Genomic DNA, 26,103 nt, shown 5'->3' on the forward strand with positions numbered 1-26,103 from the left:
ATGGTTCTGGGCTGTAACCTAATCATAACAAGCTCAAGGGACCCCGCTCCCCCAGCTAGGACAATGATGCGAGATTTGCACGCCGTCATACCTGGCTCTATCAGAGTCACCCGTGGAAAGCTCAACATGAAAGGGTTGGCGGAGTACGCTAACAGACTCGAGGCTAGCAATGTTATTGTAATTGAAAGTTGGAGGGGCGGAGTTGGATGCATAAGGTTTTACCGGGTAGGAGACGCCAAGTTGACGGCAGTCCCACCGATATTGTATGTAAAAGGTTATCGTCTACGCCGCGACTATCGAAAGGTTGCTCAGATGCCTAGGCGTAGACCCACTATGCTGGTTATTTTAAAACCTCAGAAGCCTTGGCTTAAGAGGTTGGCGCAAGTTTTGAGCCAAATATTTAACGCGAAACTGGTCTCAGAAGAGTTTATTTCAACTTCCGAGGTCTTTCTCCAGATAATGGAGGATTCAGGGGTGCCGCGACTTGCCTTCTTCTCCTCAAGGAGTAAAGAGGAGGTAGGTCCATCGATAACTCTGAGAGCTATTGGTTGGGATGTGAAGTGAAGGGCGGTGCGATGGCTGAGATCAACTTGAGCCTTAGTTCCGAGGCTTTGGCAAGGATAATCCTTGAGGCTCTGATGCCTGAGATCCAACGCCTTCCCACTAAAAGGTCTAAAGTAGCCTTAAAGGTTGAAGATGATGTGTTAAGTTTACTTGTGGAAGCAGCTGATGTCTCCGCGTTAAGGGCCTCACTAAACTCCTACTGCTGGTGGATCTTATGCTTGATACGGGTCTTGGAGGAGATTGAAGGGGGAAGACATAAATCCTCTGTTTAGGGGAATTATATACCTTATATAAGTATTAGGAGACTATGCGTGGGAGTAGCATGAGTGAGCCTGTTGAGGTGCCTCCATACCTTCAGGAGCAACTTGCAAAGTTGCAGCAGCTACAGCAGACGCTCCAAATTATAGTCAACCAGAAGCAGCAAGTCGAGTTCGAGCTGACAGACACCACCCATGCCTTGGATGAACTCCAGAAACTCGCAGATGACGCTGTTGTCTTCAAGTCTATAGGAGCACTCCTCATTAAGAAGGATAGACCCTCGCTTGTGAAGGAACTATCAGAGAGGAAGGAACTTCTCAATGTACGGTTGAGCGTTCTCGTGAAACAGGAAGAGAAAACTAGGGAGAAACTCCGCGAGTTAGAGCAGGAGATTCAGACAAGGTTGAGACCTGCTCAAGCCTCGTAAGTGCCCTGAGGTTCGAACAGTCCTTGGGGCGAATCTAGATTGCAGGTTAAGGCTTTAGGCAGGTTTATAGAAAAATCCAAGCCGAGGTATGGGGCTTTAATTTGTCATCGTAACTCTGATCCAGACGCTATCTTCTCGGCATATGTGCTTTCCAAACTCTTTAAGAGATTGCACTCAAGTCTCAAATGTGACATTGTTGCGGTGGATGGACCCAGTCAGGTCTCGAAGCTTCTGATGAGTGTTACACCAGTCAAGTGGGTAGATAAGTTGCGGTTAGATAAAGTTGATTTCGTCACCCTCGTAGATACTAGCACCCTAGACCAATTGGGGGAGATAGGTAAAGAGGTGGAGAGGTCTGGAAAAACCCTCATAATTGTTGACCACCATACCCCCAAAGACAAGACGCTAACGCTCTCTAAGGTAAGGATAATAGATAAGGAGGCAAAGTCTACTTGCGAGTTGGTCTATGAACTTTGCACGCAGCTAGGCTATCGGCTCAGTAGAAGAGAGGCTTTGGCGCTCTTCTTTGGGATTGCATATGAGACTAGACATTTCCATATAGCCAACGCTAAAACCTTTCGTATAGTAGCTGACCTGGCTGCCTCAGGTTTTGACGTAACTGAAGCTTTGGATCTAATGACGCAGCCTATGTCGCTCTCTGAAAGAGTCGCTAGACTCAAGGCGGCGAGCCGCGTAGAACTTCACAATATCCATGGATGGATCTTAGCTTTCTCTCATGTCAATTCTCATGAGGCTTCGGCAGCTAGGGGGTTGATCACGTTAGGAGCTGATGTTTCAGTTGTGGTAGGCGAGAAGGAGGGAGAGGTTAGAGTTAGCCTCAGGTCGACTGAATCTTTCTACAAGAAGACGAGGCTACATCTTGGCCGCGATGTCGCAACCCCTATAGGGGAAGCGATTGCTGGGATTGGCGGAGGTCATGCAACAGCGGCAGGAGTGAATGGTAGGGGCGATATTTCGACAGCTAAATCTGAAGCTTTGAAAATATTAAGAGCCAAGATCCCCAAAACTGCTGAAACCACGCATACTTGAGTCCAGCTTTTTCGATAGAAACTATTTTAAACCAAGCTGTTCTAGTTTTCAAACGGGGAGACATGTGTACCAGCGGTCTCAAAGTAATACGCAAACTCAATCTCTCCTCAAACCACAGGCGGGTGAACTGCCCCTGAGATACTTCGACGGAACAGTTGAAGAGATATTAGAGAGGACTAGAAGCTCTCTGGAGAGAATCGACCGAAGCCAGATAGCGAAACTCATTGATATCTTACTGGAGGCTAAGGATAATGAGAGGAAGGTGATGGTGCTTGGTGCCGGTCGGAGCGGCTTAGTAGCGCGATCCTTCGCAATGAGGCTTATGCACCTCACCTTCCGCGTTCACGTTATCGGCGAGACCATCACACCAGCTATGGAGAAGAACGATCTTTTATTTGCTATCTCGGGGTCTGGGTCGACGACTGTGATTGTTGCAGCGGCGAAGATTGCAAAGCAAGTTGGCGCGAAAATTTTGGCATTAACATCTTATCCGAATTCCCCTTTGGGCAGGATGGCTGATCACTCAGTGGTTATACGTGGGCGTACAAAGCTGGCTGAGAAGAAAGATTACTTCTCTAGGCAGATCCTGGGCGTTCATGAACCCCTCGCCCCACTAGGCACAATATTTGAGACAGCTGCTCAGATCTTCCTAGACGCTTTGGTTGTTGCATTGATGCATAGGCTTGGTAAGACTGAAGAAGATTTGAAGAGACTCCACGCCACAATAGAGCCACCATAAGCCGTAGATAGTTAGAGTTGGAATGCTCTTCGCGGTCAGGTCTCGGAATTATAAATCCCACAAAGGAGGGGGCAGGTTCGTATCTGGGACCTCCTCTCATTGCCTCAAGTTTATTACGCTAAACCGTATTGTAGTATGCTAGGCGGCGAGCCAAGTTAGCTTATAGGGCTGGGCGAAGTCAAGCTGATCAGTATAGGCAACATCTACTAACGTTAGGCTGGTATATTGGGAATGGGTGATGTTAAGTTCAGTAAGAGGAGCTGCTTAGCGAGGTTGCTGAGCCCGCTCTCAAATTTTAGTCTCGAAACTCAACTTGTAGAGTATAGGAGCGACCCTCTAACAGGAAGACGGTGTAGGATAAACTTGAAGCGGACAGAGAGGGTTAAGCAGACGGTGGAGGTTGAAAAACATGATAGGGAGCTTACGGAAGTAATAATGAAGACCAGAGAAGGCTGTTTCTTCTGCCCAGAGAACCTTGAGAGTAAGACGCCGAAATTCCCTCCAGACTTGATACAGGAGGGTAAGTTGAGAGTTGGCTCAGCATGCCTTTTCCCAAACTTGTACCCGTTTGGAGAACATCACGCGGTCGGGGTGTTCTCAGGCGTGCATTATCTGAGGCTAGACCAGTTCCAGCCAAAGCTGATAAGCGACTGCTTTAAGGTCTGTCTAGAATACTTGATGAGGATTCATGTTAAACAGCCGGATGTACGCTACGGGCTGATAAGCTGGAACCAGATGCACCCAGCTGGGGCTAGCATTATACACCCTCACCTTCAGGTTCTAGCTGACCGGTGGCCCACCTCTCAGGTGGAGGAGCTACTTGTAAAGAGCGAGGCTTACTATGAGAAGTATAAGAGCAACTACTGGTCTGACTTGGTCTCGGTGGAGAAGGAGAATGCGACTAGGCTAGTTGGAGAGACAGGGGCTGTGACTTGGTTGGCCAGCTATGCACCACAAGGTAACACTGAGGTTTTAGGTGTCTTCTCAGGTGTTTCAAATTTATCTGGACTGAAAGATTCTCACCTAGCGGATCTCTGCCTGGGACTGTCGAAGATTTTGAAGGGATATCATGATAAGGGGGTTAGGAGCTTCAATATGACAGTTTACTCAGGCCCTATTGGCGAAGATCTTGAGTATTATTCTCTAAATTTGAAGCTCATGTCGAGACCTTCTCCAAGCCCCTTCTACACTTGTGACACGGGTTTTATGGAGCGGCTTCACTATGAGCCTGTTATTGAGCGGAGACCCGAAGAAACGGCTGAGGAGCTGAAGAAATACTTCTAGCAGGGATAAGTGAATACGCCATTTGCAGCTAAGTTTTAGATGGAAAAGTCAACTTCATTTTACAGTATCCCATATTGGGATCAGCGGCCACACATCAGGGCTCTAACAGCCTGAACTAGAGGGTTATGACCGCAAGTTTTTTTAAAGGGCCGTGAAATAGATGGTTGCTCCAGTCCCCATCTGGGAGGACTATCCATGCCTAAATTCAAGACAGCTGCAGAGATCCATAAGATAGTTCAGAACCTCAAGTATGTTAGAAACGCCGGAATAATTGCCCACGTAGACCATGGGAAGACTACCCTTACAGACTCTCTCCTTTCAGCCGCAGGTCTCCTCTCACCCAGCGTAGCTGGGCAGGCTTTAGCCCTAGACTATCTGGAGGAGGAGCAGAAACGGCAGATGACCATCAAAGCGGCGAACATCAGCTTATACTATGAACGCGGTGGGGCTCCATACGTAATTAACCTGATTGACACGCCAGGCCACGTGGACTTCACTGGTAGGGTTACTAGATCGCTCCGCGCCATCGACGGCTGCGTGGTGGTGGTCGACGCGGTAGAAGAGGTGATGGTTCAAACCGAAACAGTCACACGGCAGGCACTTGAGGAGAGGGTGCGACCGACTCTTTACATTAACAAGATCGACCGTCTAATTAAGGAGCTCAAGTTAACGCCGAAGCAGGTGGAAGAGAAGCTCCTTAGAATAATCCGCGACTTTAATAATCTTATAGAGCTCTATGGAGAGGCAGATTTCCGTGGGCGGTGGAAGGTCAGCCCCACAGGGGGTACTGTTGCCTTTGGTTCTGCGAAGGACCGTTGGGGTATCACGACCGATATTGCCCAGAAGAAAGGGATAAAGTTCTCGGATATTGTAGCCATGTACCAGGACGGTGATATTAGGGAGTTAGTTGAGAAGGCGCCACTCCACGAAGCAATCCTGAGCATGATCATAGACCACATGCCAGACCCCCCTACAGCCCAGAAGTACAGGATACCTAAGATCTGGCAGGGAGACCCCAACAGTGATGTAGGACAAGCCATGATCAATTGTGACAGGCAGGGCCCAGCAGTTATGTGTGTAACTAACATAGTCGTAGACCCCCAAGCCGGTGTTGTGGCCACAGGTAGACTCTTCTCAGGGGAGATAAATAGCGGAGATACCCTCCATCTAATCGGCGCGAGAACCGCTCAGAGGGTTCAACAGGTATGTATTTATATGGGACAATTCCGTGAGGTGGTCGGCGGTCTTCCATGTGGGAACATACCTGCTTTGCTTGGGTTGGAGAGTGCAAAGGCGGGGGAGACTATCTCATCCGTTAAGGGCATAGTCCCATTCGAGCAACTTCAATATGTAAGTGAACCTGTAGTCACTGTGGCTGTGGAGCCGAAACATAGCAAAGATCTGCCCCGCCTCGTCGATTTTCTCACGAAACTCTCTATAGAGGACCCGAACCTTGTCACTAAGATTAACGAGGAGACCGGGGAGTATCTGATCTCGGGGATGGGGCAACTCCACCTAGAGATAGCTACTACTTGGATACAGAAGGCAGGCTTGGAGATAACAACCTCAAAGCCGATAGTATTATACCGAGAGACAGTACGGAAGAGAGGCCAGGTCTTCGAAGGTAAGTCACCCAATAAACATAACAGAATCTTCGCAGAAGTCTCCCCCCTGGAGCCTGAAGTTGTAGAAATGATTAGGAAGGGAGAGATCTCCGACTACACCGACCGGAGCAAACTTGCAAAAGCCTTACGGGAGGTAGGCTGGGAGGCTGACGAGGCGAAGGGGGTCTGGCGGATAGACGAGCGTGCCAACATCCTCGTGGATGTTACTAAAGGAATTCAGAGGCTTGATGTAGTGAAAGACTCTATAGTCTCCGCTTTCAACTGGAGCATTGAGGAGGGCCCTCTAGCTCACGAGCTGGTCAGAGGTGTAAAGGTTAGGTTACTAGACGCTCAGATCCATGAAGACCCAGTTCATACAGGCCCAGCACAGATAATACCTGCGACACGCAGATCCATCTACGCTAGCTTCCTCTCAGCTGACCCAACCCTCATGGAGCCTATTCTAAAGATCACCGTAAAAGTTCCAGCCGATCAGGTGGGTAATGTTACTAGGATCATAGTCGGTAAGAGAGGCAAGATAATCTCGATGGAGCAGAAAGAGCACTTGATGTACGTGATCGGGGAGCTCCCGACACCGGAGACATTTGATCTATCAGAGGCTATGAGAAGCGCTACAGCAGGGAAAGCCTTCTGGGGGACTGAGTTCTTCAGATGGGAGTTCGTACCCACCTCTCTGATAGGTGGGCTAATTCAAGATATAAGGAAACGTAAGGGGTTGTCTCCAGAGCCACCCAAGATAAGTGATTTCGCTGAAGCCTAACTCAGCAGATTCACTCATGGGAACCCCCACCACCTCTCGGCTATCGTTGTCAAGACCCGCGGAGCACAGTAATTGACGCCGTGGTGATGACCCAACTACCCCTCCAACTCTAGGGTGGCTGGGTTAAGTGGAAACTATTGAAAACTCAAGTATGCCCCTAGCGGTGAAGGGCGCTTATCGATGGGGGAGCTAGTTGAGACTTAGCCGCTTCAGTTCCCTAAGAGAAACCTTCTGCACCTGCCCCCCAAAATATAATCTAAACACTTACCTAGGCCGTTGCGGCCACCGTTGCCTCTACTGCTATGCAGTCAAGTTCCCCAGTTTTAACGGTCCGCCGAGACCTAGGCTGAACCTTCTCCATCTAATAGCGGACGCAGCTGCGTCTACGAGACCTAAGTTGCCGGTTATGTTAAGCGACTGCACCGACCCATATCAACCACTAGAGGCTCGATATAAGATAACTCGCGTTTGTGTGGATGCTCTGGTGACGCAGGGCTTCCCACTTCTGATAGTTACGAAATCAGACCTTGTAGTTCGAGATCTGGATCTACTCCGAAAATCGAGGGCTGTTGTGGCATTCACTATTACGACCCTTCGCAAAGACCTAGCCAGTCTTGTTGAGCCGGGCGCGCCAACACCGTCCAGACGGATCGCCGCCTTAAAAAGCGTCGCGGAATCCGGGGTATACACTGCCGCAAGGATAGACCCCCTGATCCCCACATTCAATGATGATCTTAAGGAGATTAGAGAGCTTGTTGCCGCCTTGAAGGATGCTGGTGCAAGGCACATCACAGTCTCGACTCTTAAACCAGTCCGCGGCTTCTTCAATCGCCTAGAGCGTGCAGATCGAGAACTTGCCGATGTTCTGAGGAGGATCTACTCCGCTGGGGAGCTAAGGTTAGGTTACTTGTATCTCCCCGCCCCCATAAGGCAGAGGATGGTTGAGGAGGTGAGGGGGGTAGTGCTCGGTTACGGTTTGAGCTTCTCCAGTTGTAGAGAGGGGTTACCACATTTTAACACGTCAACTTGCGACGGCTCATCTTATTGCAGACCTGAGTACCCCTTAATCACACGATAGGTGGGACGGAAAGGTTTTAAGGCTCTACTCGCGGTCTTAGTTCTATGGCTTTCAGAGATCTCTTTGAGGATGCCATAGTGAAATTTAACGACCGCGCCAAGACGAACCCTGACTACCAAGAAGTTTTGCGAGAGTACAATGGAAGGACTGTTAGCTTTCAGATAGAAGATGACACCACCTATGTGATCTCTATATCCATGGAAGGCTCGAGTTTAACGGTCTCCCCTCAAAATTCGAAGGAGGATATGGTCCTCCAGACCTCAAAAAGCATCATGGACAAAATGATTAATGAGAGAAAGGTAGACGCAATGGACCTATTGATGGGAAGGATCAAAGTTAAAAACATAACTCTCAAAGAAGTCTCTGTAATTAAAAAGTTGCTGAAGATCTAAATCCACCTAAAAACAAGCCGACTTCCGCTCAGCCATGCATTTTGTCTAGCATCTTATCACAGTTCCAAGCCCTTCCTCACCGAGCAACGCCCTCTTCAGCATTCCAGGGTTAGCTGCGTTTATGATCTCAGAAGTGACACCTATCTTGGCTATTTGGAGTAATTTCTTGACTTTGAGCGCCATGCCACCTGTAACATCGATCCCCGAAGAGCCTGCCAAATATTTTTCGATCTCATCTATATTGCGGGGAGTTATCTCGGGGATAATCTTCGCGGAAGCACTCGACGGGTCGCCGGCATATACGCCATCAACTACACCGCACATAATTATTTTTTTAGGTTTAAATTCTCCTTCATCGGAGAATTTTCTTGTAATATAACTTAAGATCTCTTCGGTAGAGATTATTGAGAAATTCCGTGCCGAATCAAATCCAATGTCGCCGTAGGGCACGGGTATCATGTTGTAGTGGAGCGATCTCCTAATCGGTTCAAGATACATGTACTGGATGAGACCAGATTCTGCCACACAACAGTTTGATGGGTTTATGGATAAGGCGTTCTCGCCCGCGTCGATTAGGGCACGGACAACCATTCTATTTAACCTAGCGGCAGCATCTTGAACCTCCGCAACTCCTCTATAACTTCTAGAGCCTATAACACCTTTGTGCAGTTGGTACTCTCTTGCTGGCGTGTGAGGAAATGACCCGCCACCGTGGCTGACGATCAACTTGATACTACTGTTCCCTCTCGCGTAATGGATCTCTTCAGCTAGCCTTTTCATTACGTCCAGCCTTGCTGTGAAAGGTTTCGTTTTATCGGTTATTAAGGAGCCGCCAAGTTTTAATAGAATGAGATCCTCCATTCACCCAGCCTTCTAGCCTTCATGAATAAGCATACTCAGTGCTACTAGAGTGTGCTTTATACAATTCTATTATGCCTTTGTCTGCATCTAAAAATAACCTGTCCCCGTCGCTAATTTTTTCTATGTCGATTTTATCGATGCAAGGTATCTCGGAGATTATCGCTCCCACGGCCACAACTGTCTCACATTCTTTGTTAACTATGGCGGCTGGTGCCTTTCCATTCTTTTTAAGTCTGTATAATGTGTAAGAACCTACACTCGACCCCTTACCTTGAGAGAATACTAAAATTGCCCCGGCTATACATTTACCTTCTAAAGGGTGACCTTTCTCGATGATAACCCCTGTATCTGGGTCTACACCGCCATAAAAAGAGACACCTTCTCTGCTTACCAGCGCGGTGCCCTCAACCTTTCCTGGGCTGATCTTCCTACCCTTCAACTCGATCACGTTCCCACCGCCAAACTTACACACTCCGCTAGATCTCTGAAGATCGTTCTAAACCTGTTCTGTCCTCTGCCGTAGTAGACTCCTTTGGCGGAGTTAGTTGCGATCGCTTTAAACCTCCCTTTCAATGGAGCAATCGCGTGGCATGTATCGCAGGCGAATTTAGCGCCAGACTCTTCAATCACACTTGAGTAGCCCATCTCGTCAGCTAACACCTTTAACGGTCTCGCGACACCTACCCAGAACTCTTTCTTAACCTTTTTACCTTTCAATAGTTCAGATAGTTCTCTCAACTCCTCAATTGAACAGTGAGGGCAACCTATGAAGACAAAATCTGCATCATCAGCATCGTTCATCTCAGCTATCGCCCTATTGATGTCTTCCTGTTGGACGATAAATTTCTCGGAGGGTACGATTGTCTCATTTGGAGTTATTCCTTCGATATGAAACATCGGGGCGCCACCATAAGTGACGAACGAGGCACTTAAAGCTTTCAGCTCCTCCAACGACGCCTTACTTATTCCCCTTATCAAAGGAATCCTACCTCCCGCCGCTTTCCCAAGAACATACCCTAACGCCCCGAAGAGCATAACGCCCTTTACATTTGCCTTCACCTCAGCGACGAACTGAGCTTGCCTGTTCTCGTCTAGGTGTAACCCATACTCAGCCGTCCTTCCAGTTAAGGCTGAGGCGATCGTGCTTGGGCCGCCTTCTTTATTGGTCTTCGCCCCAAGCACTGAGTTGGCGTAGGTGACTGCACTGCTCTCACCCCAAGCAATATGCTCACCAATATTGGGCCTATTACCCACAAGGTAGGGGGTACAAGTGCAAGTTGCCGCTACACCCATTTTCTCGAACGCTTCGATCACTCTTCTCTGTTTCTCAGCGAATTCACTGTCTATCCCCAAAGCTTGCCAGTTTTTCGTATCTATTCCCGCCGGGTTTAGAGTTGTCTTGACCTTAACTCTACCGTCTTCAGCCATTTCGACGAGAAACTCTAGACCAGCTTCGCCGAGGTTGGCGTAGCTGACACCTGAGATCTGGACGCTCGTTACAGGGATAAGTCTCTTGGCGCCGAAAATTTCGCCTAAAGCACACAGAATCTCCATCGACTTCTTTACAGCGTTGCCTTGTTTCCCATTCAGCATCTCTTCCTCTTCCTTGGTTAGCTCCATCCCCAATCAACCTAGATACTTTTGCAAATCAACATCTGGAAACTCCGCTTTCGTGAAGGCTTTCCCTTTAGCTGCTAAAGGCTTGGTCAGGTCGAACCCAACCTTCGTTGTCTCGCTTGTTTCTGGATCAGCACTCGGGTCAAGAGATGAACCTGTCTCCTTCGCTTTTATAACTAGACCTTTATCGCCTTGGAATCTTGTGGCCATCGCCCATTCGACTTCCAATGGGTTGCAGACATCTATATCCCCGTCGACTATAAACACGTGTTTTAATGACTTGTGCCCCGAGAAAGCTGCCTCAATAGCCTTCTTACCGTCATCCTCACTCTGCTTGTCGATTTGCACAATGGCATGCAACCAACTGCAACCCCCAGGACTAACGTAAACATCTAAACACTTGCAGACTTTGCTGACCTCTTTAAATATTGTCGGTTCTCGAGGGATGCCCATCAGAAACTTATGCTCTAGCTTCCCTGGCAGGAGAGCATGCCAGATCGCATCTCTCCTGTGGGTTATCTTTTTCACCTCAAGAACCGGTTGTTCCCTTACGATATCATAAGTCTCAGTTAAATCAACAAAAGGGCCCTCTGCATGAGTCTCTTTTATTACCCGACCCTCTAAGATGAATTCGCAGGTGGCAGGAACTAAAAGGTCAACAGTCTTAGCTTTAACAACCTTTAATGGTTCCATAGAGTTCGCTATCTCTAACTCGTCCCGCCCGATCTCTACAGATGTAGCGCCTGCAAGTAATACACCAACCGGGTTGCCTATGCAAACGGCAACATCCATCTCACCTTTGTTTCTCTTGAGAAACTCGTCGAAGTGGCGGCGGGGAACTACCCTTATGGCGAGCTTATTCTTGCTTAACTGCATCGCTCTGTGAAAGCTTAGGTTCTGCCCATACTCAGGATCCCTTGCGACGAAGACACCTGAGCTGATGTAATTGCCGCCATCCTTCGAGCAATGGAAGAGTATTGGTAACTTGTCTAAGTCGACGGACTCCTCAACGACCTCTTGGCATTCGCCTGCTTTTACTATTTCAGGTTTGCTTGGCGAGTCGATCGCTTTGATCATTCTTCTAACCAGTTCGCTCGGTTTGATGCCGAAGTAGCTGGACACTACCTCCTTAGATGTACAGATGTTCCCAGCAACCTTGAAGTTGCTCTCCTTAATCTTCTCGAATAAAACAGGCTTATCGCCAAGCTTATTTAGGATGCCTGATGCTTCCAAAGTCTTCGAGACTGGTTTCTTAACGCGGACTAAACGTCCACTTTTCTCTAGTTTTTCCAAAAAACCCCGGAAACTCACACAGACTCAACCCTCTGTTGAGGCCAACTTTTCACGCCGACTCTCGTTTTAAGCACCTCAAAGCCTGCCCTTTTAATCGCATGTGCAACCCTCTCCTGCAACGCATTACCCGGCGTTAGCGCGATCATGCTCCCCCCGAGACCACTGCCTGTTAGTTTTGCGCCGAAAGCTCCATGCTCCAACGCTAAGTCCACCAAAAAGTCTAGCTCTTTACAAGAGACCTCAGCCGCCTGCAGAAGCTTGTGGTTCTCACACATAAGCCTCCCTAAAAGTCTCAGATCAGCAGCTTCAAGCGCCTTCCTCGCCTCATACACCACCTTTTCAGCCGCTCTGAATATTGTAGCATATTTTTCAGGGTTCTCTTCCCTTCTCTTTCTAACACCTTCCACAGCTGCTTTTGTATCGGTGGTGATGCCTGTATTTCCTATAACTAGCTCGAAAGGTTCCTTTATCCTTATGGGTTCGAAGATGTTTGGAGTTCCACGTTTAAACCAGATCAGACCTCCGTATGTCGCCACAGTGTTGTCGATTCCTGAGGGTGTTCCATGGTATCCTTTCTCGCCCTCGTAAGCTATATTGTTTATATCCTCATCTGAAAGTTTCAGGGCGAAGTACTCGGATAGAGCCCTAGTTATAGCTACACACGAGGCTGCACTCGCACCGACTCCACCAGCTACAGTCAGGTCTCCCCCAAGGGTGATTTTGATAGGGTTTCGGTTAGGGTCGATTCCGATGGCTTTTATTATTCTGTCCAGTGACTCTTTCTGCTGGTCTAACTTGCGACCCGTTGTAACTTTCCTCTCGTCGTTTAGGATTACACCTTCACCATCAGATGCTTTGACAGTTGCAACAATCTTCTGATCCAACGCCGAGGCGATTGCAGGAACCCCGTATACTACGAAATGCTCATTAAACAATATTACTTTCCCGAAACCATAACCCTGAGCCATTAAATCACCTCAGACCACGGAGTGCGGAGAGGACGAAGATATTTACATGATTATCAGTTGCGACCATGCTTAAAACTTGTGAGAGCCTCAACGTTTACGCGCTGATAAGGCTACACCTTTACTCAACCTTCTGAGAGGCTTAACTGAAGACTACCCCCGTACATGGAACTAACAACTAAACCTTAGGGTTCCTGGTTAATGTTCTTATAGGTTGAGCCCTAGTGGCAAAAGGTCAGATGACGTATTGATGTTCCAGCCCGAAATCAGCTATTAGTTCTACAGCGCCTGTAGGTCTGTAATATTTTAGAGGCGTATGAAAGATTATTGCCATCGGATCGGCGGCAATCTTGGTTGCAGGATGCCTTGGGCCCATCACCGCCTCAGCAATCAAGTGAACTAGCCTTCTTACCTCTGCCTCGTCAAGATAGCCCACGGCATGAAGATATTCATGAAGCAGTATAGCGTATAGGTAGGCGTTGAACTCGCCTCGAGATTTACTATCCTTGACTGCCTTGAGGAGGAGCCTGTTTACGACGAGCGTGTTCGACCCCACTTCATGGTATGCTGCTACAGTCGGAGGCAAGTCCGCCAAGCATAGCATCAGCCCAGCCCTCCTTTTGTGTAGGGTCACCTCTACCGAACTTTTCACTAACTTGAAGACATCTCTGAAGTCCTTACAGGTTTCCAGGGCTCTGGTGTAATCTGAGACTTCGCTGTCGCAACTTTTCATTTCTTTAACAGACATGTTACTCACTCTAAGTTACTAAGTCAAGGTATAACACGCACTTCTAACCTTTAAATTTTCCCCCCCACATTCGGCAATGTTTATTTTATGCTGCTCCCAACTTTCTATTCGGCGGGTCTAGGCGGGGAGGTAGGGGTTCCCTGAGGCCCATGAGGGCCGACCGCAAATCCTCTATAGGGCGGGCTGAAGGCTGTGGTGAGGCACCCCCCAGCCGCTACTCCAACCCACCCAATCGCGCCGTGACTGCTCGTCTCCTGGGGTCGGCGGCTGCCTCTGTCCTACCTGTAGAGGTGGGGTGGATGCATTGCCGAGTTAACCTGGCTAGGCCCGGGAGGGAGCAACCTAAACTCGGACGTTGGACGCTCAGGAGAGTTCGGGCAGGAGCAAGGTGGGTGGCTAGGGGTGCGGTATGAGTGTCAAGCCACAGGACCCGCCATACAAAATTGAGTAGCTGTGTCTCTCCTTAAGATAAGATGGAATCTATCTGATCTTTGTTATGACGCCTATCCCCTTTGCGCTGGCTTCACGAAATACGAAGTTCTGCCCTTCTATTAGGAACTCAGGATTATAAAGAAACGCTAACTTTACCCTTCCATAGTCCCCTGTGCGAAGAACTTTATTGCCAACGATCTCCACGAACTCCGCCGCTTGGCGAACCGTTTGAGCGTGAACTACTGCCTGATAGCCTATCCGTATGGTTGTTGGGTGATGAAGGATGAAGACGTCAGCCTCAAACTCCCCTACAGCGCGGGGTTTGACATCCATACCGAGAAGAGCCATACCCTTTCTGATCTCCCCAAACGACACACCCGCTAGAGCAAAGCAGGCATCGTTCCCAGCTACAGCCCGCTCCACAAAGACCCTGTTTATATGGATTGACTTAACTCGAACATTTCGGAAGGTCCCATCGTGGAAAGGCCCGAGTAGGACGGATTCTCCCTCGGCTACAGCGCCCTGTCTGATGACACCGGAAACCACAGGCCCAACCCCCTTCACGTTGAATATCTCGTCGACGTATATCATGAATTCTTTATTGTAGAACTCGTTCCACCGGATTCTTTGAGGTAGGAGGTTTAAGAATGTACGAAGAAGATTGAGCCCTTCACCGGTCACATTTGATACGGTGAAGATTGGCGCTACCCGCCCGCAGGGCATAACTTTTGCCGCAACAATTGCATCCTCAATGGTCTTGACTAGGAATGGGACCGCGTTGACCTTTGGAAGTTTGACTAAACGTTGGATGTCCTCGACTGTCTTAGAAACAAGATGAGGGGCAAGGTCTATCTTAGTCACTACGAAGATCATGGGAAGCCTCAACCCTAGAACTACCTTAAGATGCTCAACTGTCATCGGCATAATTCCAGCGTTTGCAGCCACCGTGATTAGACAATAGTCGGGGCTATGGCCGGTGATGCCGCGAAGTGTCGTCTTGAAGTATCGCTCATGGCCGCCTAGGTCTACGAAGTCTATGATCTTCGCCGAGTTGAGGAAAACCTCAGCCTCATCCAAGGGTGAAGAGACCGTGTAGTTTACTATGTTACCTGACTCGTCGAAGCCAAGTGGACGAGAGCATACAGACGAAGTCCTACGCATCTTGATCTCGTGAAGATAACGTGCAACTCTAGCCATCGCATAGCCGTTTCCATCGTCAAGTTTACCTGTAGATAGAACCCCCACCAGAGTAGACTTCCCAGAGTCTACGTTTCCCAAGACTGGTAGATAGAGCCAGACGGGGAAGCTCCCACTTTCTTTAGTCCTACGGATTAAAACCTCTAATGCTTTCCCAGCCTTACCCTCCACCGCCCGTATGAGTGTGCATTTGGCTCCGATCTTCTCAGAGGCTGCCTCTAGTGTAAGTAGAGACTCCTTAACGTCGGCCTCCTGCAGTCCTAGGATCTCCCCCTCATCAGTCACGCCTATCTCGTAAATAGCCTCACCTAGGCCTTCCTCGACGCGGTACTTGAGTTGAGTAGCTATCTCCTCGAGGCGGTTTGGAGTGACCTTTACCAACCGTAGCTTATACTCCGTGTTACCTTGGGGGTTCTCCCTTTCCATTTTGTCTGCTTCCTCTACTAACCACCTACCCAACTCGTCTCAGATATAGGTTCTCTCGGAGTTCGGAGCCTCTCCAACATTCTGCAAACCTCGCAGACCTCACCTGTAGTTGGCTCTCCACACTCACGACATTCTCCTAACTCTGCTATAACAGAGGTTCTAAGCATTGACCTCAAACGCTCTATGGAACGATATATCGTATATTTTGACCCTGGATGCCGGAGTTCCAAACTGTTCAAGAAGTTTCTGACCTCCGTCCTAAGTGCCATCGAGGCATACGGGCAGCGTACAGTCTGGAATCGAATCTCCCTTAGGTAGGCGTAGAGAGCTAGCTCGCACTCAAGCGTCTCACAGAAAGGCTTTACCCGTGGGATGAATTTGTAGTGGCTGGGCGCCATCACAGGCACTACCCTGAAGGCGCGTAGCGCCCCCCCATGTATTATATTAAGAAGAATTGTCTGAACCTCATCGTCGAGGTTGTGGGCTGTAGCTTGCTTGGTTGCGCCCACACGCCGCGCAGCCTCGTTAAGAGCCCTCCGCCGCATGACGCCACAGTATGAGCAAGGAGTCAACTCGCCATCTACACCTCTAATCCTACGCGCTATTTCGTCGAGTGTTATGCCGTAGAGTTCTTGGAAGGAAACTCGTGTTAACGGCACCCCGAGTGCCTTGCAATTTTCTTCAGCGAGGGATAGAGCCTCTTCTCTATATCCAGCTATGCCTTCATCCACTGCTATAGCGTGAAGATGAGCGGACGGAAACTCCTTCTCAACCTCTCGTAGTATGTAAAGTAGTGAGAGACTGTCCTTCCCTCCGGACACAGCTACCGCTATCCGATCGTTCCTCTCCAGCATGTTATATCGGGAGATGGTTCTGCGGGTCTGTTTTTCTATGGCGGCGCTGAAGCATTTCCCGCAAAACCTCTCCCCCGAATAGGGGCGGCTGTAGATTGCCTCCTTCAAACCGCAGACCGAGCAATCCAAGTTTAGTCGCCTATATCATGGGGAAGCCTGGGCCGGTCAGAGTTAAGGTGAGGTTCACTAGCAATAATACCACGAAGAAGGCAGTGGAGGCGTTGGTGACCTGCTTAGTTTTCTTGGGGAGGTATCTCTCTATGAGGTTCTGGAGTACGGAGCCGCCGTCTAAAGGCCTAATCGGGAGCATATTCACGACTGCAATGTTTATCGACCAGTACTGGAACCAGAACAAAGCCAGATAAAGGGGTGGAACTTCTATATTATCCCTTACCACGACACCTATAACAGCCCTCTCAGACTCCTCTGGGTGAGAGGTTGTCGTTACGGTGAGATCCCTGACTGTATTATCTGCGAACTCAACTCTCAGCAAGATGGATGCTCCAGCTTGGATACGGCTCATATAATCCCCAAAAGCCTTCAGATCTGAGATAACAACACCGTCCACCGCTTTTATAACATTCTCAGGCTTGAGGCCAGCCAAATCGGCTGGGCTGCCCTCCTTTACCTCCTCGATGAGGACACCGTTTGGTTGGAGTGGATTGGCGATGAGGATGGAAGTAAGGATCAAACTTGCCAGTAAACCGGATATCAAGTTGATGGAGGAACCTACAGCAAGTACCCTCAATCTCTTCCTCCTCGTTGCACGATTAAAATTACTCTCATCGGGCTCGACGAAAGCTCCAGGAATAACTCCTACTAGGATGACGCCGGTGGATTTGACCTGAATGCCCTCGTGATGGGCGGTGATTCCATGAGCACACTCATGGAGTACTACTATTAAGGCTAGGGAGAGGATAAAATATGGCAGGGATTCCAGTTTTATGGTTATGAAGGGGATGGCAGGGAAGACTGGTGATATGGTCTGCTGTATGAAGAATGAGGCGATATTGCTGATTAGAGCGTAGGCACCATACGCCATCATCCCAACCGCCAAAGCTATAGAGATATCTGAGTAGATTGGGATAACACGACGAAACTTCCGGGCCCCTAATTCTAGAAACTTGTTAGCTCTCTTTGTTCTGAAAATCAACACTAACGGTTTGATATCTATTCCTCTGGAGCTTAGCTTGTAACTTTTCCCTACATAGTATACCATAAGCCAGAATAGTAGAAATATGGCAAAACCGTCGATCACAACGTCTAAACTACTCATCATTATCAATCTCTGGACGGGGAGACCTCACTCTCCAACCACTCGAGATATTCTTCGCTACCAGTCGCCACGGGGACCGCTATAACTTCTGGAACCCTATAAGGGTGAAGTTGACGTATTCTATCTTTCACCGCTACGAAGAGATCACGCACCGTCTTTATCATCACAATGTGCTCAGACATCCTATCCACTTTACCCTCCCACCAGTAGACTGATTTCACGTTTGGGATTATGGAGACACACGCAGCCAACCGCTCTTCTACGAGGGCGCAAGCGATCCTCTCACAGTCCTCTAATGTAGGTGCAGTTGTGAAGATCGTCACATACTCCAAGCTTGTAACCTCCTCCCCATAACTCGGCCGTGTGGATACTCTTTGAGGGAACATATCTATACCTTTCGTTTTGTGGGCGCTAATTTACCGTAAATCGGAGTATCGCTGCCACGCCGCCAAGGGATAGAATCTTCTCTCCGCCCTCATGTCTGCTGCTTAAAACAACCACGCGGCCTCTCATATGCTCCACGCCGCGCATCAGATCCTCTAGTCTCCGCCTCTCTTCATCTGGAAGTTCTCGAAGGTATCTATCTACAACAAGAAGTGTCTCCACTGCACCATAGTTGGCTGCGGCACTTACATCTTCAAGTCCATAGGCTACTTTTTTATTCCCATCAGCCAACCTGGCTAATAAGCTCTCAACAAGATCCATCTCTTGCAACACCCTGCACTGCTCAATCACTTTGGTGAGAATGCCACTTCTCAGAGCTTCTCCAACCCCAGCTGACCCAGCCGAACCTACTGAACACACACAAGTTACATCTTTGGCTACCGCAGGGTAGTTTGTTCTAAGGTAATTGGTGAACTCGTTCTTTATGTAGCCTGGGCCTACCACGGCGACTGGCGCTCTAAGGTTTGCGTGTATTTGAGAGAGAGCTTGAGCTACCTCACTGAAGTAGCGAACAAGTTCTCCTCCCCTTTTCTCAGGCTCCAATTTGCTGGGAAGACGTACTCTACTTTCAAATCTGACATCCACGCCGAAACGGCCTAGAACCGATACGCATGCATCCTCGTCGTCTATCGCCAAGATGATTACAGGGCAAGCCTTGACTTCTGTAGCTTCCTTAAGACGGCGAAGTTGATGATTATGCCACGCCTCCTTCACCAATCTGAGCCTACTGCCTACTTTGAGGGATAAGGTATGATACGAGTTCAGTAAGCCGCCGTAACACTCCGGCCCCTCAACGACAATCCCCCGAATTCTCAGTCGATCAACGTTTCTGTCAAAAAATACCTCTTCCACTCTTATACCCAACAGGAGACTCACTCTTCGACCTGCGGAGGGGCGGCTACCTTCAGCCGTGCCCTTGATCTCACGGGTAGTTTTGGCGTAGGCGAGGTCCCCCTTGTCCACAATGTTGTATAAGTGCCAAAGGTCATCTTGATTCTCTAAAACAACCTCCACCTCTCCCCTCTTACTATTGAAACTCAGCAGTTTCACCGCTCGCCCTCTCGAGTGTAACTTTACTGCCATGCCATCTAAAGTTTATGTAAGCGTTCAACCTCAAACCAACTATGAAGTTTGAGGTTCGAGAGGTTACCATCTCTGATATTCCCTTTGTAGAGCAGGTTGAGAAGAGTTCCTTCACAGACCCTTACCCTATGAGTCTGTTAATGGCCCTAGCCATTTCAGATCCTTCAACCTTCCTAGTGGCTACTTTGAATGGGAGTGTGGTCGGCTACGCTTCCGCAATCGTTGGAGGTGGAGGTTCGGCTCACATGGTCTCCGTCGCAGTCGACCCTGAACATAGGGGGCAGGGTGTCGCTAAACAACTTATTGAAAGCTTGCTGGCAGTCTTGAAGAGGCGAGGTGTAACGCATGTTCAACTGGAGGTGCGAGAGAGCAACCTCGCCGCTCAGACTCTATACAAATCCTTAGGTTTCAAATACCGCGACCGAGTAAAGAACTATTATGAAGATGGGGAGGATGCTTTTACGATGACCCTCCATCTTTAGTAGCTCTAATCTACATAGCCTCCAAGGCAAGTATGCCACGAGCCTCTAAGATGCTGCCGACTTTATTTATGAGATCTGCACTCAACTCAATCTCCCCTTCATAGAGCGGCAGCAAGGATGAGAGGTTCACCTCGATCCTCCATTCTCTCTCTTCTGGCGAGATGGGGTTTAGCCGCTCCAAACTCTCCCTCTTAGCCCTCCTCAACTTTCGACTATCTCTGTCCCAGCTGTACCTCTCACATAGCTCTGGTAGACATTCTGCACATACCGGAAGTCTGTGGGAGGTTAGGTAGGCGGCCGGCTCCTTCGACGGCTTTTGGCAGTTGAGGCAGATCTCCATGTGGACACCTCTCCTGTCTGAGATATTAGGCTCTACGGTTTAATAAATCGCATTCTAACGCCTCAGCAAAGCGGTAACATACATATAAAGCCAGTTATCTCCCATAACATTAAGAGGCAAAATTATCTGAGGTGCCTTCTTGAAGATCAGATTTTGGCTTCTGGACATAAATCATGAAGTAGTGGAGGGTAGACCTGAGGTTAGGCTGTGGGGTCTGGATAGCCATGGTAACAGGGTTATGGTCGCCGATAGGGGTTTCCTCCCTTACTTTTATCTAATTCCTAAGAGGGCAGAGGACGCTGAGGGACTGAAGAAGCTAGCGGTCGATGGTAAATATGTGAAAGGGGACACCTCCGTTGAGTTGGAGGAGAAGCTCTATTTTGGATCACCTGTCAAGGTTGTCAAGGTTACATGTGTCTTACCAGAGGATGTCGAGTCTTACGCGAAGAGGTTAGCGAAGGATCCACGGGTAGAGATGACCCTCCTTGACGATCTACGTTACACAAACCTCTACCTCACAGATCTTAACCTCTACCCTTCAGACTGGCTTGAGGTCGAGGTCGAAAAGTTAACTCTTCCACAGAAGTTAAGTGTTGACGGTGCCTATGCTGCCAAGTCAAGTCCGAGGATGGTTGAAGAAGAGACACCCCCCCAATTACGCATTCTAGCCTTCTCAACGCTGATCCATGCCGAGATAGGATCACCAAACTTTGAGAGAGACCCGGTACTAATAATTGCGACTCTAACCAGCGAAGGCAAGGCTGAGGTCTTCAAAGCTGAGGATCATGATGACCGCGGCATGCTTCAAGCCTTTTCTGAATATGTTAAGAGTTATGACCCCGACATACTCGTCGGCTTCGGGACTAGCCACGTCGATCTTCCATATCTTTTAGGGAGGGCAAGAGTTCAAGAGATAGCCTTTGCGTTGGATAGGATGGGGGGTGAGCCTCATCAGAGCATCCACGGTCACATCTCTGTTGTTGGGAGGGCTAACATAGATCTCCTCGACTTTGTAACGGATATACCAGAAGTTAAAGTGAAGACCCTTGAAAACGCTGCCTGGTTCTTCAACGTACCCGGCAAAGAGAAACTGAAGGTCATACCGGAAACCGAGATCCACCGTTACTGGGAGAACGCTGAAAGTAGACTTATACTGGAAGAAGCTTGTAGACAGAACGTGAAGGTAGTCTGGGGTTTGTCGGAGACTCTTTTAGAGTATGCAATCCAGCTCTCAAGGCTCGTAGGTCTACCCCTCGACCATGTTGGCGCCGCGGCTACAGGTTTCAAGGTCGACTCATACCTCATTCGCCAAGCAGCCCGATTCAATGAGCTAATACCAAAAAGAACTGAGCAGCCTTACTACCCTTATAAGGGAGCTATAGTTCTGGCGCCGAAGCCTGGAATGCATGAGAATGTGGCTGTTCTAGACTTTAGTGCTATGTATCCAAACCTGATGATCAAATACAACCTCTCCCCGGACACCTATGTCAAATCTGAGGGGAAGACTAAAGGCAACGTTAACATAGCACCAGAGGTAGGCCATGCCTTCCGTAAGGAGCCCCCTGGCTTTTACAAGCAGGTCCTGACAAACCTCATTCAGGCACGGAAGAGCATCCAATCAGAGATGGAGAAACTTGATCCCGAAAGCACCCGTTATAGGCTACTAGAGGCAAGACAGAGGGGAATAAAAACTATCACCAACGCCACGTATGGGTACTGCGGCTGGACTGGTGCAAGATGGTATATGCGGGAGGTAGCTGAAGCTACAGCTGCATGGGGTCGCCACACAATCCTCGCCGCTGTGGAGGCAGCCAAGAGGCAAGGCCTCGAGGTAATCTACGGTGACACCGATAGTCTATTCGTGAATTACGATGTTGCAAAGGTTGAGAGGTTAATTAAGGAGGTTGAGGCAGAGGTTGGGTTGACTGTGAAACCAGCTGTAATATATTCGAGGATCCTCTTCACCGAAGCTAAGAAACGTTACGCGGGGTTACTCTCAGATGGACGCATTGAGATAGTGGGTCTTGAGGTGGCTAGAGGAGACTGGTGCGAGATAGCAAAGAAGGTGCAAGAGAAAGTTCTGGAGATATTACTGAGAGGGAAAAGACATACGGAGGCTGCGAACTTCATCCGTGAATATGTAGATAACCTAAGAAGAGGTAAAGTGCCACTCCAAGACCTAGTAATATGGAAGACGTTAACCAAGTCGGTCGACGAGTATGCAGTCAGGGCCCCTCACGTTGAGGCGGCTAAGAGACTTGAAGAGAGAGGATGGAGACTACCCCCCGGGAGTAAGGTTGGATATATTATAACTAAAGGCACTGGTAAACTATATGAGCGAGCAAAACCACACATTTTAGTCAAACCAGACGAGGTAGACTATGATTATTATGTGGAGAACCAGATACTCCCTTCGGTGCTTAGGATTTTAGAGACCTTCAAAGTTACAAAGGAAGAGCTTATAGGCGGAGAACCAGCTGCGGCTGGACGTGGAAAGAAAACCACACTTAACTCTTCATTTTAGGAAACAAAAAGATATGAACAACATGATGTGCATAGAGGCTCTCACTCAAGAGGTGGGGGCTACTTCGTCAAACGTGAGGATCCTCAGGTTAGGGGGCCGCCTCACAACATCGGAGACCCTTCCACCTATGAGGTATTTTACGCCTTTTTCTGCCGCCAACTCTACCAATCTCTGCGTGATAACTCCGTCGAATATTGCAGCACTAATATTATCGAAACTTGGGAGTTTCTCCGCCAACTCACTAACAGGAAGCCTACCGATAGGCTCTAATCTATCATTTAAGAGGACTGCTTCGAATGTTCCCCTAAGCTGGTTTACGGCTTCCAACATTTGGTGGGGGACAGTCACCCTAGCTGGCCTACCCCTTAGGGCAGAGAGAGGAGTCTTATCTTTCAATGCCTGGGCAACTTCACGGGCGGATAATTCTTCGACCTCCTTACCTGGTGGCGCTCTTGCAACATATTTAACATCCACAACCTGAGCCAGATCCTTGAGGATGAGATCGCCAGCACGGTCTCCGTCCAAGAACACAGTCACTTCCTTTTCTTTGCTCAGTTTTATTATGGTTTCAGGAACTTTGGCACCGTTTATGGCTATAACATTCCTGATTCCACAACGTAGAAGATTGATCACGTCAGCCCTTCCCTCAACAACGATTATGGTTGGGGATAGCGAGACATCTGGGCCGGCAGGTAACTGTTCTGGCCCATAAGTGGACACTTCGATAGGTTTGAGAACCTCCATCACCTCCCTGAGCAAGTCCTCAGTTTCGGGGGTTGTTTCAACGCTCCACCTCTTGAGTATCTCCTTCGCCCTCTTGATGATCTGCCTCCTCTTTGTATCTCTAACATCCTCTATCTTCTCTATGGTAACCTTAGACTCGTAAGGACCAACTCTGTCGACACTCTCCACAGCGGCGGCAAGTATAGAAGTTGAAGCCTTGTCTAGGCTTGAGGAGAGGATGATTGTGCCAACTGTCCGGTTGCGGTCAACCTTCATTTCCACCTCGATACGGCCTATTCGACCGCCTTTCTGGAGCTCCCTTAAATCTAGTTCAGGACCGAAAAGGCCTTCTGTCTGACCGAAAATAGCCCCAATAACGTCGGGCTTCTCTACAACGCCATTGACCTCAAATCTGGCGTTGACTAGATACTTTGCAGTTGGAATTACTGTTGTGCTTGTCATTTAAGTTTCACCTCTGGTTTTTTGGGGTCTGAAAACGTTCTTTAGGGGGAGAGGCTTCTGCAAGCAGCCGTTAAAGCCCAATAGTGGAGTTGCTCTCGATCTGTATGCCGCCGATAACCCTCCTCCCATTCTGGAGGTAGGAAATCATCCCCTCAATATCTTTGGCGCAGTTGGAGATTAACCCATTAAACTTAAGCCAGAAGTGGAGGTTTGGGATTTTACCCATCTGCTCAAGTTTTCTAGCCATCCTCCAGAGCAGTTCCCTACCACTTCTGTCAAAGTCTGTTAATAGGATGAGTTCACTCTTCACGTTTGCAAGCCTCTCCATCGAGTCGGAGACAGACTCACACCCAGATTTGGCACAGATTATAGTTCCTGTTACACCAATACCCCTAAGGGCTTCGGCATCTCTAAGTCCTTCTACTACCGTAACTGCACCGTCACGGCTTTTCTGTATCAGCTGCTCAAGGTATATTTCAAGCAACTCATCGCGTTCTTGGAGTGATCTGTTCAGCGACCGGCTTTTCCGCATTTCAGACCCATTATATCATTTTTTTCTACTCCCAAAGTCTTAAACTTTGCCCCAAAATCTTGGGGAGGTTAGCATGTTAATACCCAAAATACTACCGGGTGATCTCTAGTTTTTTAATCGCCTCGAGTATTTCAGACCTCTTAGCGAAGTACTCACGCACTGGCTCCAATATAGTGATAAGAGCCTCTGCAACGCTATTTTTGAGGTCAAGTGGATGGAGATGCCCTTCAACGTATGCTCTCTCCAGTTCACTGTAGCTAGTGAACCGTAGATAACCTCCATACCTCTGGGCGCGTTCAATTTGAAGGCTATGCCCCCTAGCGAAGATTATATACTTCGCTATCTCGAGGACTGGGTTGCCCTCTACTTGACGCGGTGGGCAGTATGCTTTCTTAAGCTTGGCACGTATCTCCTCTGGAGAGTCATGTATATAGACGCAGCCTTCGGGCAGACTCTTCGACATTTTTGCGCTGATCTGGAGGTTAAGAGCTTCATCCTCGTCGAAACGAGCATCAATCCTTCCCTTAGAACCTTGAAGGCCTAGGAGGAGAGGTGTATGAACGCTCATTGGTTTCTCGTAGCCAAGCTTTCGCGACACGTCCCTAGCCAACATATGCGCCTTTCTCTGGTCTATGCCTGCACAAGCACAGTCGATACGAAGTTTGAAGATGTCAGCAGCCTGCATGCAAGGGTAGATTAAGGACGCAACTTCTAACTCCTTTGCGTCTAGACTTCTACCCATAATTGGGAGACATCGGGTAAGCCGTGAAACCGAGGAGTTCTTAGCTACAGTTATAACCATCTCCCAGTAATCTGCATCCTTAACCAGATCTGAAACCCAGATGTACCGGACACGATCTGAGGTGAGGCCGAGGGCGGTGAAGCACTGAATAAAGTATTCCCCACAGAGCCTTATTGCCTTGAGGTCACCTCCGAACTTGTTGTTAATCCAAGCATGCCAGTCTGCCAATAGAACCGTGAAGTCGAAGCCCGCCTCTACTAGGTCTAGAATCTTGTAGCCGCAGAGGAGACCCGTACCCAAGTGCATCAAGCCTGAGGGCTCGAACCCCCAGTATGCAGTGGGACGATTCTTCTTCTCCAGTAGTTCGCGGAGTTCGGTGGGCGTTATTATCTCCACAGTGTTCCTTCTAACGAGTTCTACTCGCTCTTCAATGTTCATGACACTACCCTCACCATATTCCACTACTCCATGGGAGAGACCTAATAGAAAAGGTTGTATGGAGGGGCGGTGAGATTGCTAGGTCTCGAAGGTTTGTCGCCCGAATAACTAACACCCAACCTCACTGTCGAGCCGAACGCTCAGCTCAGGTGGGCTCTCTCGTTTCGGGCATGTGATCCTCCGCCGCCGTCGACCTGTCCCGTGGCTGGGTTCATCCTCCCTCATTGATAGTGCCTGAGGGACACTTACTCTGTCGGATCCGTGCACGCGGATGTACGGTCGACAGACTCGGCACCGCCCCAAATAAAATAGGGCAAGGGGGAAGCTATATACTTTTAAAGCAGGACCCTATCGAAGACCCCGCGGTTTGTTAAAATACTGTGAGAGCCGTCTTTGGTCTACGTTCAGGCTGAATGGTCTCAAGAGCAGGATCTAGCGGTTGACATACCCCTTCTAATTTTTCCTGCGATACTCTAACCCTATGTTT

The 26,103-nt window shown here is 48.8% G+C and carries 26 protein-coding genes and 1 other RNA gene; 12 read left to right on the forward strand and 15 right to left on the reverse strand.

What is annotated here, in order from left to right; all coding sequences use genetic code 11:
• Positions 1-66: 66 nt before the first annotated feature.
• The 9 genes from QXJ75_02355 (at position 67) to QXJ75_02395 (ending at position 8,177) form a co-directional block, all read left to right on the forward strand.
• Complete coding sequence (locus QXJ75_02355; GenBank protein ID MEM3736922.1) at positions 67-564, forward strand: hypothetical protein; 498 nt, start codon at positions 67-69, stop codon at positions 562-564.
• Entirely contained in the window at positions 549-836 is a 288-nt protein-coding gene (locus QXJ75_02360) for a KEOPS complex subunit Pcc1 (protein MEM3736923.1), read from the forward strand. The genes QXJ75_02355 and QXJ75_02360 overlap by 16 nt, the downstream gene beginning before the upstream one ends.
• Before the next feature lie 35 nt (positions 837-871).
• Complete coding sequence (locus QXJ75_02365) at positions 872-1,249, forward strand: prefoldin subunit beta (GenBank protein ID MEM3736924.1); 378 nt, start codon at positions 872-874, stop codon at positions 1,247-1,249.
• Positions 1,250-1,288: 39 nt separating this feature from the next.
• Positions 1,289-2,299, forward strand: a complete 1,011-nt coding sequence (locus QXJ75_02370; protein ID MEM3736925.1) for a DHH family phosphoesterase — start codon at positions 1,289-1,291, stop codon at positions 2,297-2,299.
• 64 nt (positions 2,300-2,363) lie between these two features.
• On the forward strand, positions 2,364-3,038 hold the full coding sequence (gene hxlB, locus QXJ75_02375; GenBank protein ID MEM3736926.1) for a 6-phospho-3-hexuloisomerase: 675 nt from the start codon (positions 2,364-2,366) through the stop codon (positions 3,036-3,038).
• A gap of 231 nt (positions 3,039-3,269) precedes the next feature.
• On the forward strand, positions 3,270-4,322 hold the full coding sequence (locus tag QXJ75_02380) for a hypothetical protein (GenBank protein MEM3736927.1): 1,053 nt from the start codon (positions 3,270-3,272) through the stop codon (positions 4,320-4,322).
• A gap of 195 nt (positions 4,323-4,517) precedes the next feature.
• Positions 4,518-6,707, forward strand: coding sequence for an elongation factor EF-2 (locus tag QXJ75_02385; GenBank protein ID MEM3736928.1), 2,190 nt, complete (start codon positions 4,518-4,520; stop codon positions 6,705-6,707).
• 193 nt (positions 6,708-6,900) lie between these two features.
• Positions 6,901-7,785 (forward strand): radical SAM protein, encoded by an 885-nt coding sequence (locus QXJ75_02390; GenBank protein MEM3736929.1) that lies wholly within the window; start codon positions 6,901-6,903, stop codon positions 7,783-7,785.
• A 44-nt stretch (positions 7,786-7,829) separates the two neighbouring features.
• Entirely contained in the window at positions 7,830-8,177 is a 348-nt protein-coding gene (locus QXJ75_02395; GenBank protein ID MEM3736930.1) for an SCP2 sterol-binding domain-containing protein, read from the forward strand.
• A 45-nt stretch (positions 8,178-8,222) separates the two neighbouring features.
• On the opposite strand, the gene QXJ75_02400 is transcribed toward QXJ75_02395, so the two are convergent.
• From QXJ75_02400 to QXJ75_02425, 6 genes are all read right to left on the reverse strand, one after another.
• Positions 8,223-9,038 (reverse strand): isopentenyl phosphate kinase, encoded by an 816-nt coding sequence (locus QXJ75_02400; GenBank protein MEM3736931.1) that lies wholly within the window; start codon positions 9,036-9,038, stop codon positions 8,223-8,225.
• Between the two features lie 19 nt (positions 9,039-9,057).
• The gene (locus tag QXJ75_02405; GenBank protein MEM3736932.1) at positions 9,058-9,510 is read right to left on the reverse strand and encodes a DUF126 domain-containing protein; all 453 of its coding nucleotides are present in this window, start codon (positions 9,508-9,510) and stop codon (positions 9,058-9,060) included.
• Complete coding sequence (locus tag QXJ75_02410) at positions 9,483-10,658, reverse strand: aconitase X catalytic domain-containing protein (GenBank protein ID MEM3736933.1); 1,176 nt, start codon at positions 10,656-10,658, stop codon at positions 9,483-9,485. Before QXJ75_02410 ends, QXJ75_02405 begins: the two co-directional genes overlap by 28 nt.
• A gap of 6 nt (positions 10,659-10,664) precedes the next feature.
• Positions 10,665-11,948 (reverse strand): UbiD family decarboxylase, encoded by a 1,284-nt coding sequence (locus tag QXJ75_02415; GenBank protein MEM3736934.1) that lies wholly within the window; start codon positions 11,946-11,948, stop codon positions 10,665-10,667.
• Positions 11,949-11,962: 14 nt separating this feature from the next.
• Positions 11,963-12,916, reverse strand: coding sequence for a mevalonate kinase (mvk, locus tag QXJ75_02420; protein ID MEM3736935.1), 954 nt, complete (start codon positions 12,914-12,916; stop codon positions 11,963-11,965).
• A gap of 232 nt (positions 12,917-13,148) precedes the next feature.
• Positions 13,149-13,646: a hypothetical protein gene (locus QXJ75_02425; GenBank protein MEM3736936.1), complete on the reverse strand. Its 498-nt coding sequence runs from the start codon at positions 13,644-13,646 to the stop codon at positions 13,149-13,151.
• Between the two features lie 124 nt (positions 13,647-13,770).
• On the opposite strand from QXJ75_02425, the gene ffs reads away from it, so the two are divergent.
• An RNA gene (gene ffs / locus QXJ75_02430) (signal recognition particle sRNA) lies at positions 13,771-14,097 on the forward strand.
• 44 nt (positions 14,098-14,141) lie between these two features.
• Here the strand turns inward: ffs and QXJ75_02435 are convergent.
• Genes QXJ75_02435 through QXJ75_02455 form a run of 5 tightly spaced genes read right to left on the reverse strand, consistent with a single transcriptional unit; the run spans position 14,142 to position 19,373 of the window.
• A complete protein-coding gene (locus tag QXJ75_02435) occupies positions 14,142-15,749 on the reverse strand; it encodes a GTP-binding protein (GenBank protein MEM3736937.1) in 1,608 nt (535 codons plus the stop codon).
• Positions 15,734-16,699 (reverse strand): TIGR00269 family protein, encoded by a 966-nt coding sequence (locus QXJ75_02440; protein ID MEM3736938.1) that lies wholly within the window; start codon positions 16,697-16,699, stop codon positions 15,734-15,736. The genes QXJ75_02435 and QXJ75_02440 overlap by 16 nt, the downstream gene beginning before the upstream one ends.
• A 10-nt stretch (positions 16,700-16,709) precedes the next feature.
• Positions 16,710-17,846, reverse strand: a complete 1,137-nt coding sequence (locus tag QXJ75_02445) for a site-2 protease family protein (protein MEM3736939.1) — start codon at positions 17,844-17,846, stop codon at positions 16,710-16,712.
• A gap of 5 nt (positions 17,847-17,851) precedes the next feature.
• Positions 17,852-18,232 (reverse strand): divalent-cation tolerance protein CutA, encoded by a 381-nt coding sequence (gene cutA / locus QXJ75_02450; protein MEM3736940.1) that lies wholly within the window; start codon positions 18,230-18,232, stop codon positions 17,852-17,854.
• Between the two features lie 25 nt (positions 18,233-18,257).
• Positions 18,258-19,373 carry an mRNA surveillance protein pelota gene (locus QXJ75_02455; GenBank protein ID MEM3736941.1) on the reverse strand — a complete coding sequence of 372 codons (1,116 nt, stop codon included), beginning with the start codon at positions 19,371-19,373 and terminating at the stop codon, positions 18,258-18,260.
• Between the two features lie 41 nt (positions 19,374-19,414).
• Between QXJ75_02455 and rimI the strand changes: the two genes are divergently transcribed.
• The gene (rimI, locus tag QXJ75_02460) at positions 19,415-19,855 is read left to right on the forward strand and encodes a ribosomal protein S18-alanine N-acetyltransferase (GenBank protein MEM3736942.1); all 441 of its coding nucleotides are present in this window, start codon (positions 19,415-19,417) and stop codon (positions 19,853-19,855) included.
• Between the two features lie 10 nt (positions 19,856-19,865).
• On the opposite strand, the gene QXJ75_02465 is transcribed toward rimI, so the two are convergent.
• Entirely contained in the window at positions 19,866-20,195 is a 330-nt protein-coding gene (locus QXJ75_02465) for a hypothetical protein (protein MEM3736943.1), read from the reverse strand.
• 139 nt (positions 20,196-20,334) lie between these two features.
• On the opposite strand from QXJ75_02465, the gene QXJ75_02470 reads away from it, so the two are divergent.
• Positions 20,335-22,719: a DNA polymerase domain-containing protein gene (locus QXJ75_02470; protein MEM3736944.1), complete on the forward strand. Its 2,385-nt coding sequence runs from the start codon at positions 20,335-20,337 to the stop codon at positions 22,717-22,719.
• A 45-nt stretch (positions 22,720-22,764) separates the two neighbouring features.
• On the opposite strand, the gene dnaG is transcribed toward QXJ75_02470, so the two are convergent.
• The 3 genes from dnaG to QXJ75_02485 form a co-directional block, all read right to left on the reverse strand.
• On the reverse strand, positions 22,765-23,904 hold the full coding sequence (gene dnaG / locus QXJ75_02475) for a DNA primase DnaG (protein ID MEM3736945.1): 1,140 nt from the start codon (positions 23,902-23,904) through the stop codon (positions 22,765-22,767).
• A 70-nt stretch (positions 23,905-23,974) separates the two neighbouring features.
• Positions 23,975-24,436 (reverse strand): toprim domain-containing protein, encoded by a 462-nt coding sequence (locus tag QXJ75_02480; protein ID MEM3736946.1) that lies wholly within the window; start codon positions 24,434-24,436, stop codon positions 23,975-23,977.
• A gap of 91 nt (positions 24,437-24,527) precedes the next feature.
• Entirely contained in the window at positions 24,528-25,616 is a 1,089-nt protein-coding gene (locus QXJ75_02485) for a tyrosine--tRNA ligase (protein ID MEM3736947.1), read from the reverse strand.
• Positions 25,617-26,103: the final 487 nt, after the last annotated feature.

Source organism: Candidatus Bathyarchaeia archaeon (genome assembly GCA_038883335.1).
In the GTDB taxonomy this organism is placed as follows: Archaea; Thermoproteota; Bathyarchaeia; order Hecatellales; family Hecatellaceae; genus JAVZMI01.

Bases quoted from the DNA above. Each gene is read 5' to 3' on its own strand.
- QXJ75_02410 (MEM3736933.1), bottom strand. From the start codon at position 10,658: ATGGAGCTAACCAAGGAAGAGGAAGAGATGCTGAATGGGAAACAAGGC.
- QXJ75_02480 (MEM3736946.1), bottom strand. From the start codon at position 24,436: ATGCGGAAAAGCCGGTCGCTGAACAGATCACTCCAAGAACGCGATGAG.
- rimI (MEM3736942.1), top strand. From the start codon at position 19,415: ATGAAGTTTGAGGTTCGAGAGGTTACCATCTCTGATATTCCCTTTGTA.
- QXJ75_02455 (MEM3736941.1), bottom strand. From the start codon at position 19,373: ATGGCAGTAAAGTTACACTCGAGAGGGCGAGCGGTGAAACTGCTGAGT.
- QXJ75_02380 (MEM3736927.1), top strand. From the start codon at position 3,270: ATGGGTGATGTTAAGTTCAGTAAGAGGAGCTGCTTAGCGAGGTTGCTG.
- QXJ75_02445 (MEM3736939.1), bottom strand. From the start codon at position 17,846: ATGAGTAGTTTAGACGTTGTGATCGACGGTTTTGCCATATTTCTACTA.
- QXJ75_02400 (MEM3736931.1), bottom strand. From the start codon at position 9,038: ATGGAGGATCTCATTCTATTAAAACTTGGCGGCTCCTTAATAACCGAT.
- QXJ75_02355 (MEM3736922.1), top strand. From the start codon at position 67: ATGCGAGATTTGCACGCCGTCATACCTGGCTCTATCAGAGTCACCCGT.
- QXJ75_02425 (MEM3736936.1), bottom strand. From the start codon at position 13,646: ATGAAAAGTTGCGACAGCGAAGTCTCAGATTACACCAGAGCCCTGGAA.
- QXJ75_02395 (MEM3736930.1), top strand. From the start codon at position 7,830: ATGGCTTTCAGAGATCTCTTTGAGGATGCCATAGTGAAATTTAACGAC.
- mvk (MEM3736935.1), bottom strand. From the start codon at position 12,916: ATGGCTCAGGGTTATGGTTTCGGGAAAGTAATATTGTTTAATGAGCAT.
- QXJ75_02485 (MEM3736947.1), bottom strand. From the start codon at position 25,616: ATGAACATTGAAGAGCGAGTAGAACTCGTTAGAAGGAACACTGTGGAG.
- dnaG (MEM3736945.1), bottom strand. From the start codon at position 23,904: ATGACAAGCACAACAGTAATTCCAACTGCAAAGTATCTAGTCAACGCC.
- QXJ75_02385 (MEM3736928.1), top strand. From the start codon at position 4,518: ATGCCTAAATTCAAGACAGCTGCAGAGATCCATAAGATAGTTCAGAAC.
- QXJ75_02465 (MEM3736943.1), bottom strand. From the start codon at position 20,195: ATGGAGATCTGCCTCAACTGCCAAAAGCCGTCGAAGGAGCCGGCCGCC.
- cutA (MEM3736940.1), bottom strand. From the start codon at position 18,232: ATGTTCCCTCAAAGAGTATCCACACGGCCGAGTTATGGGGAGGAGGTT.
- QXJ75_02365 (MEM3736924.1), top strand. From the start codon at position 872: ATGCGTGGGAGTAGCATGAGTGAGCCTGTTGAGGTGCCTCCATACCTT.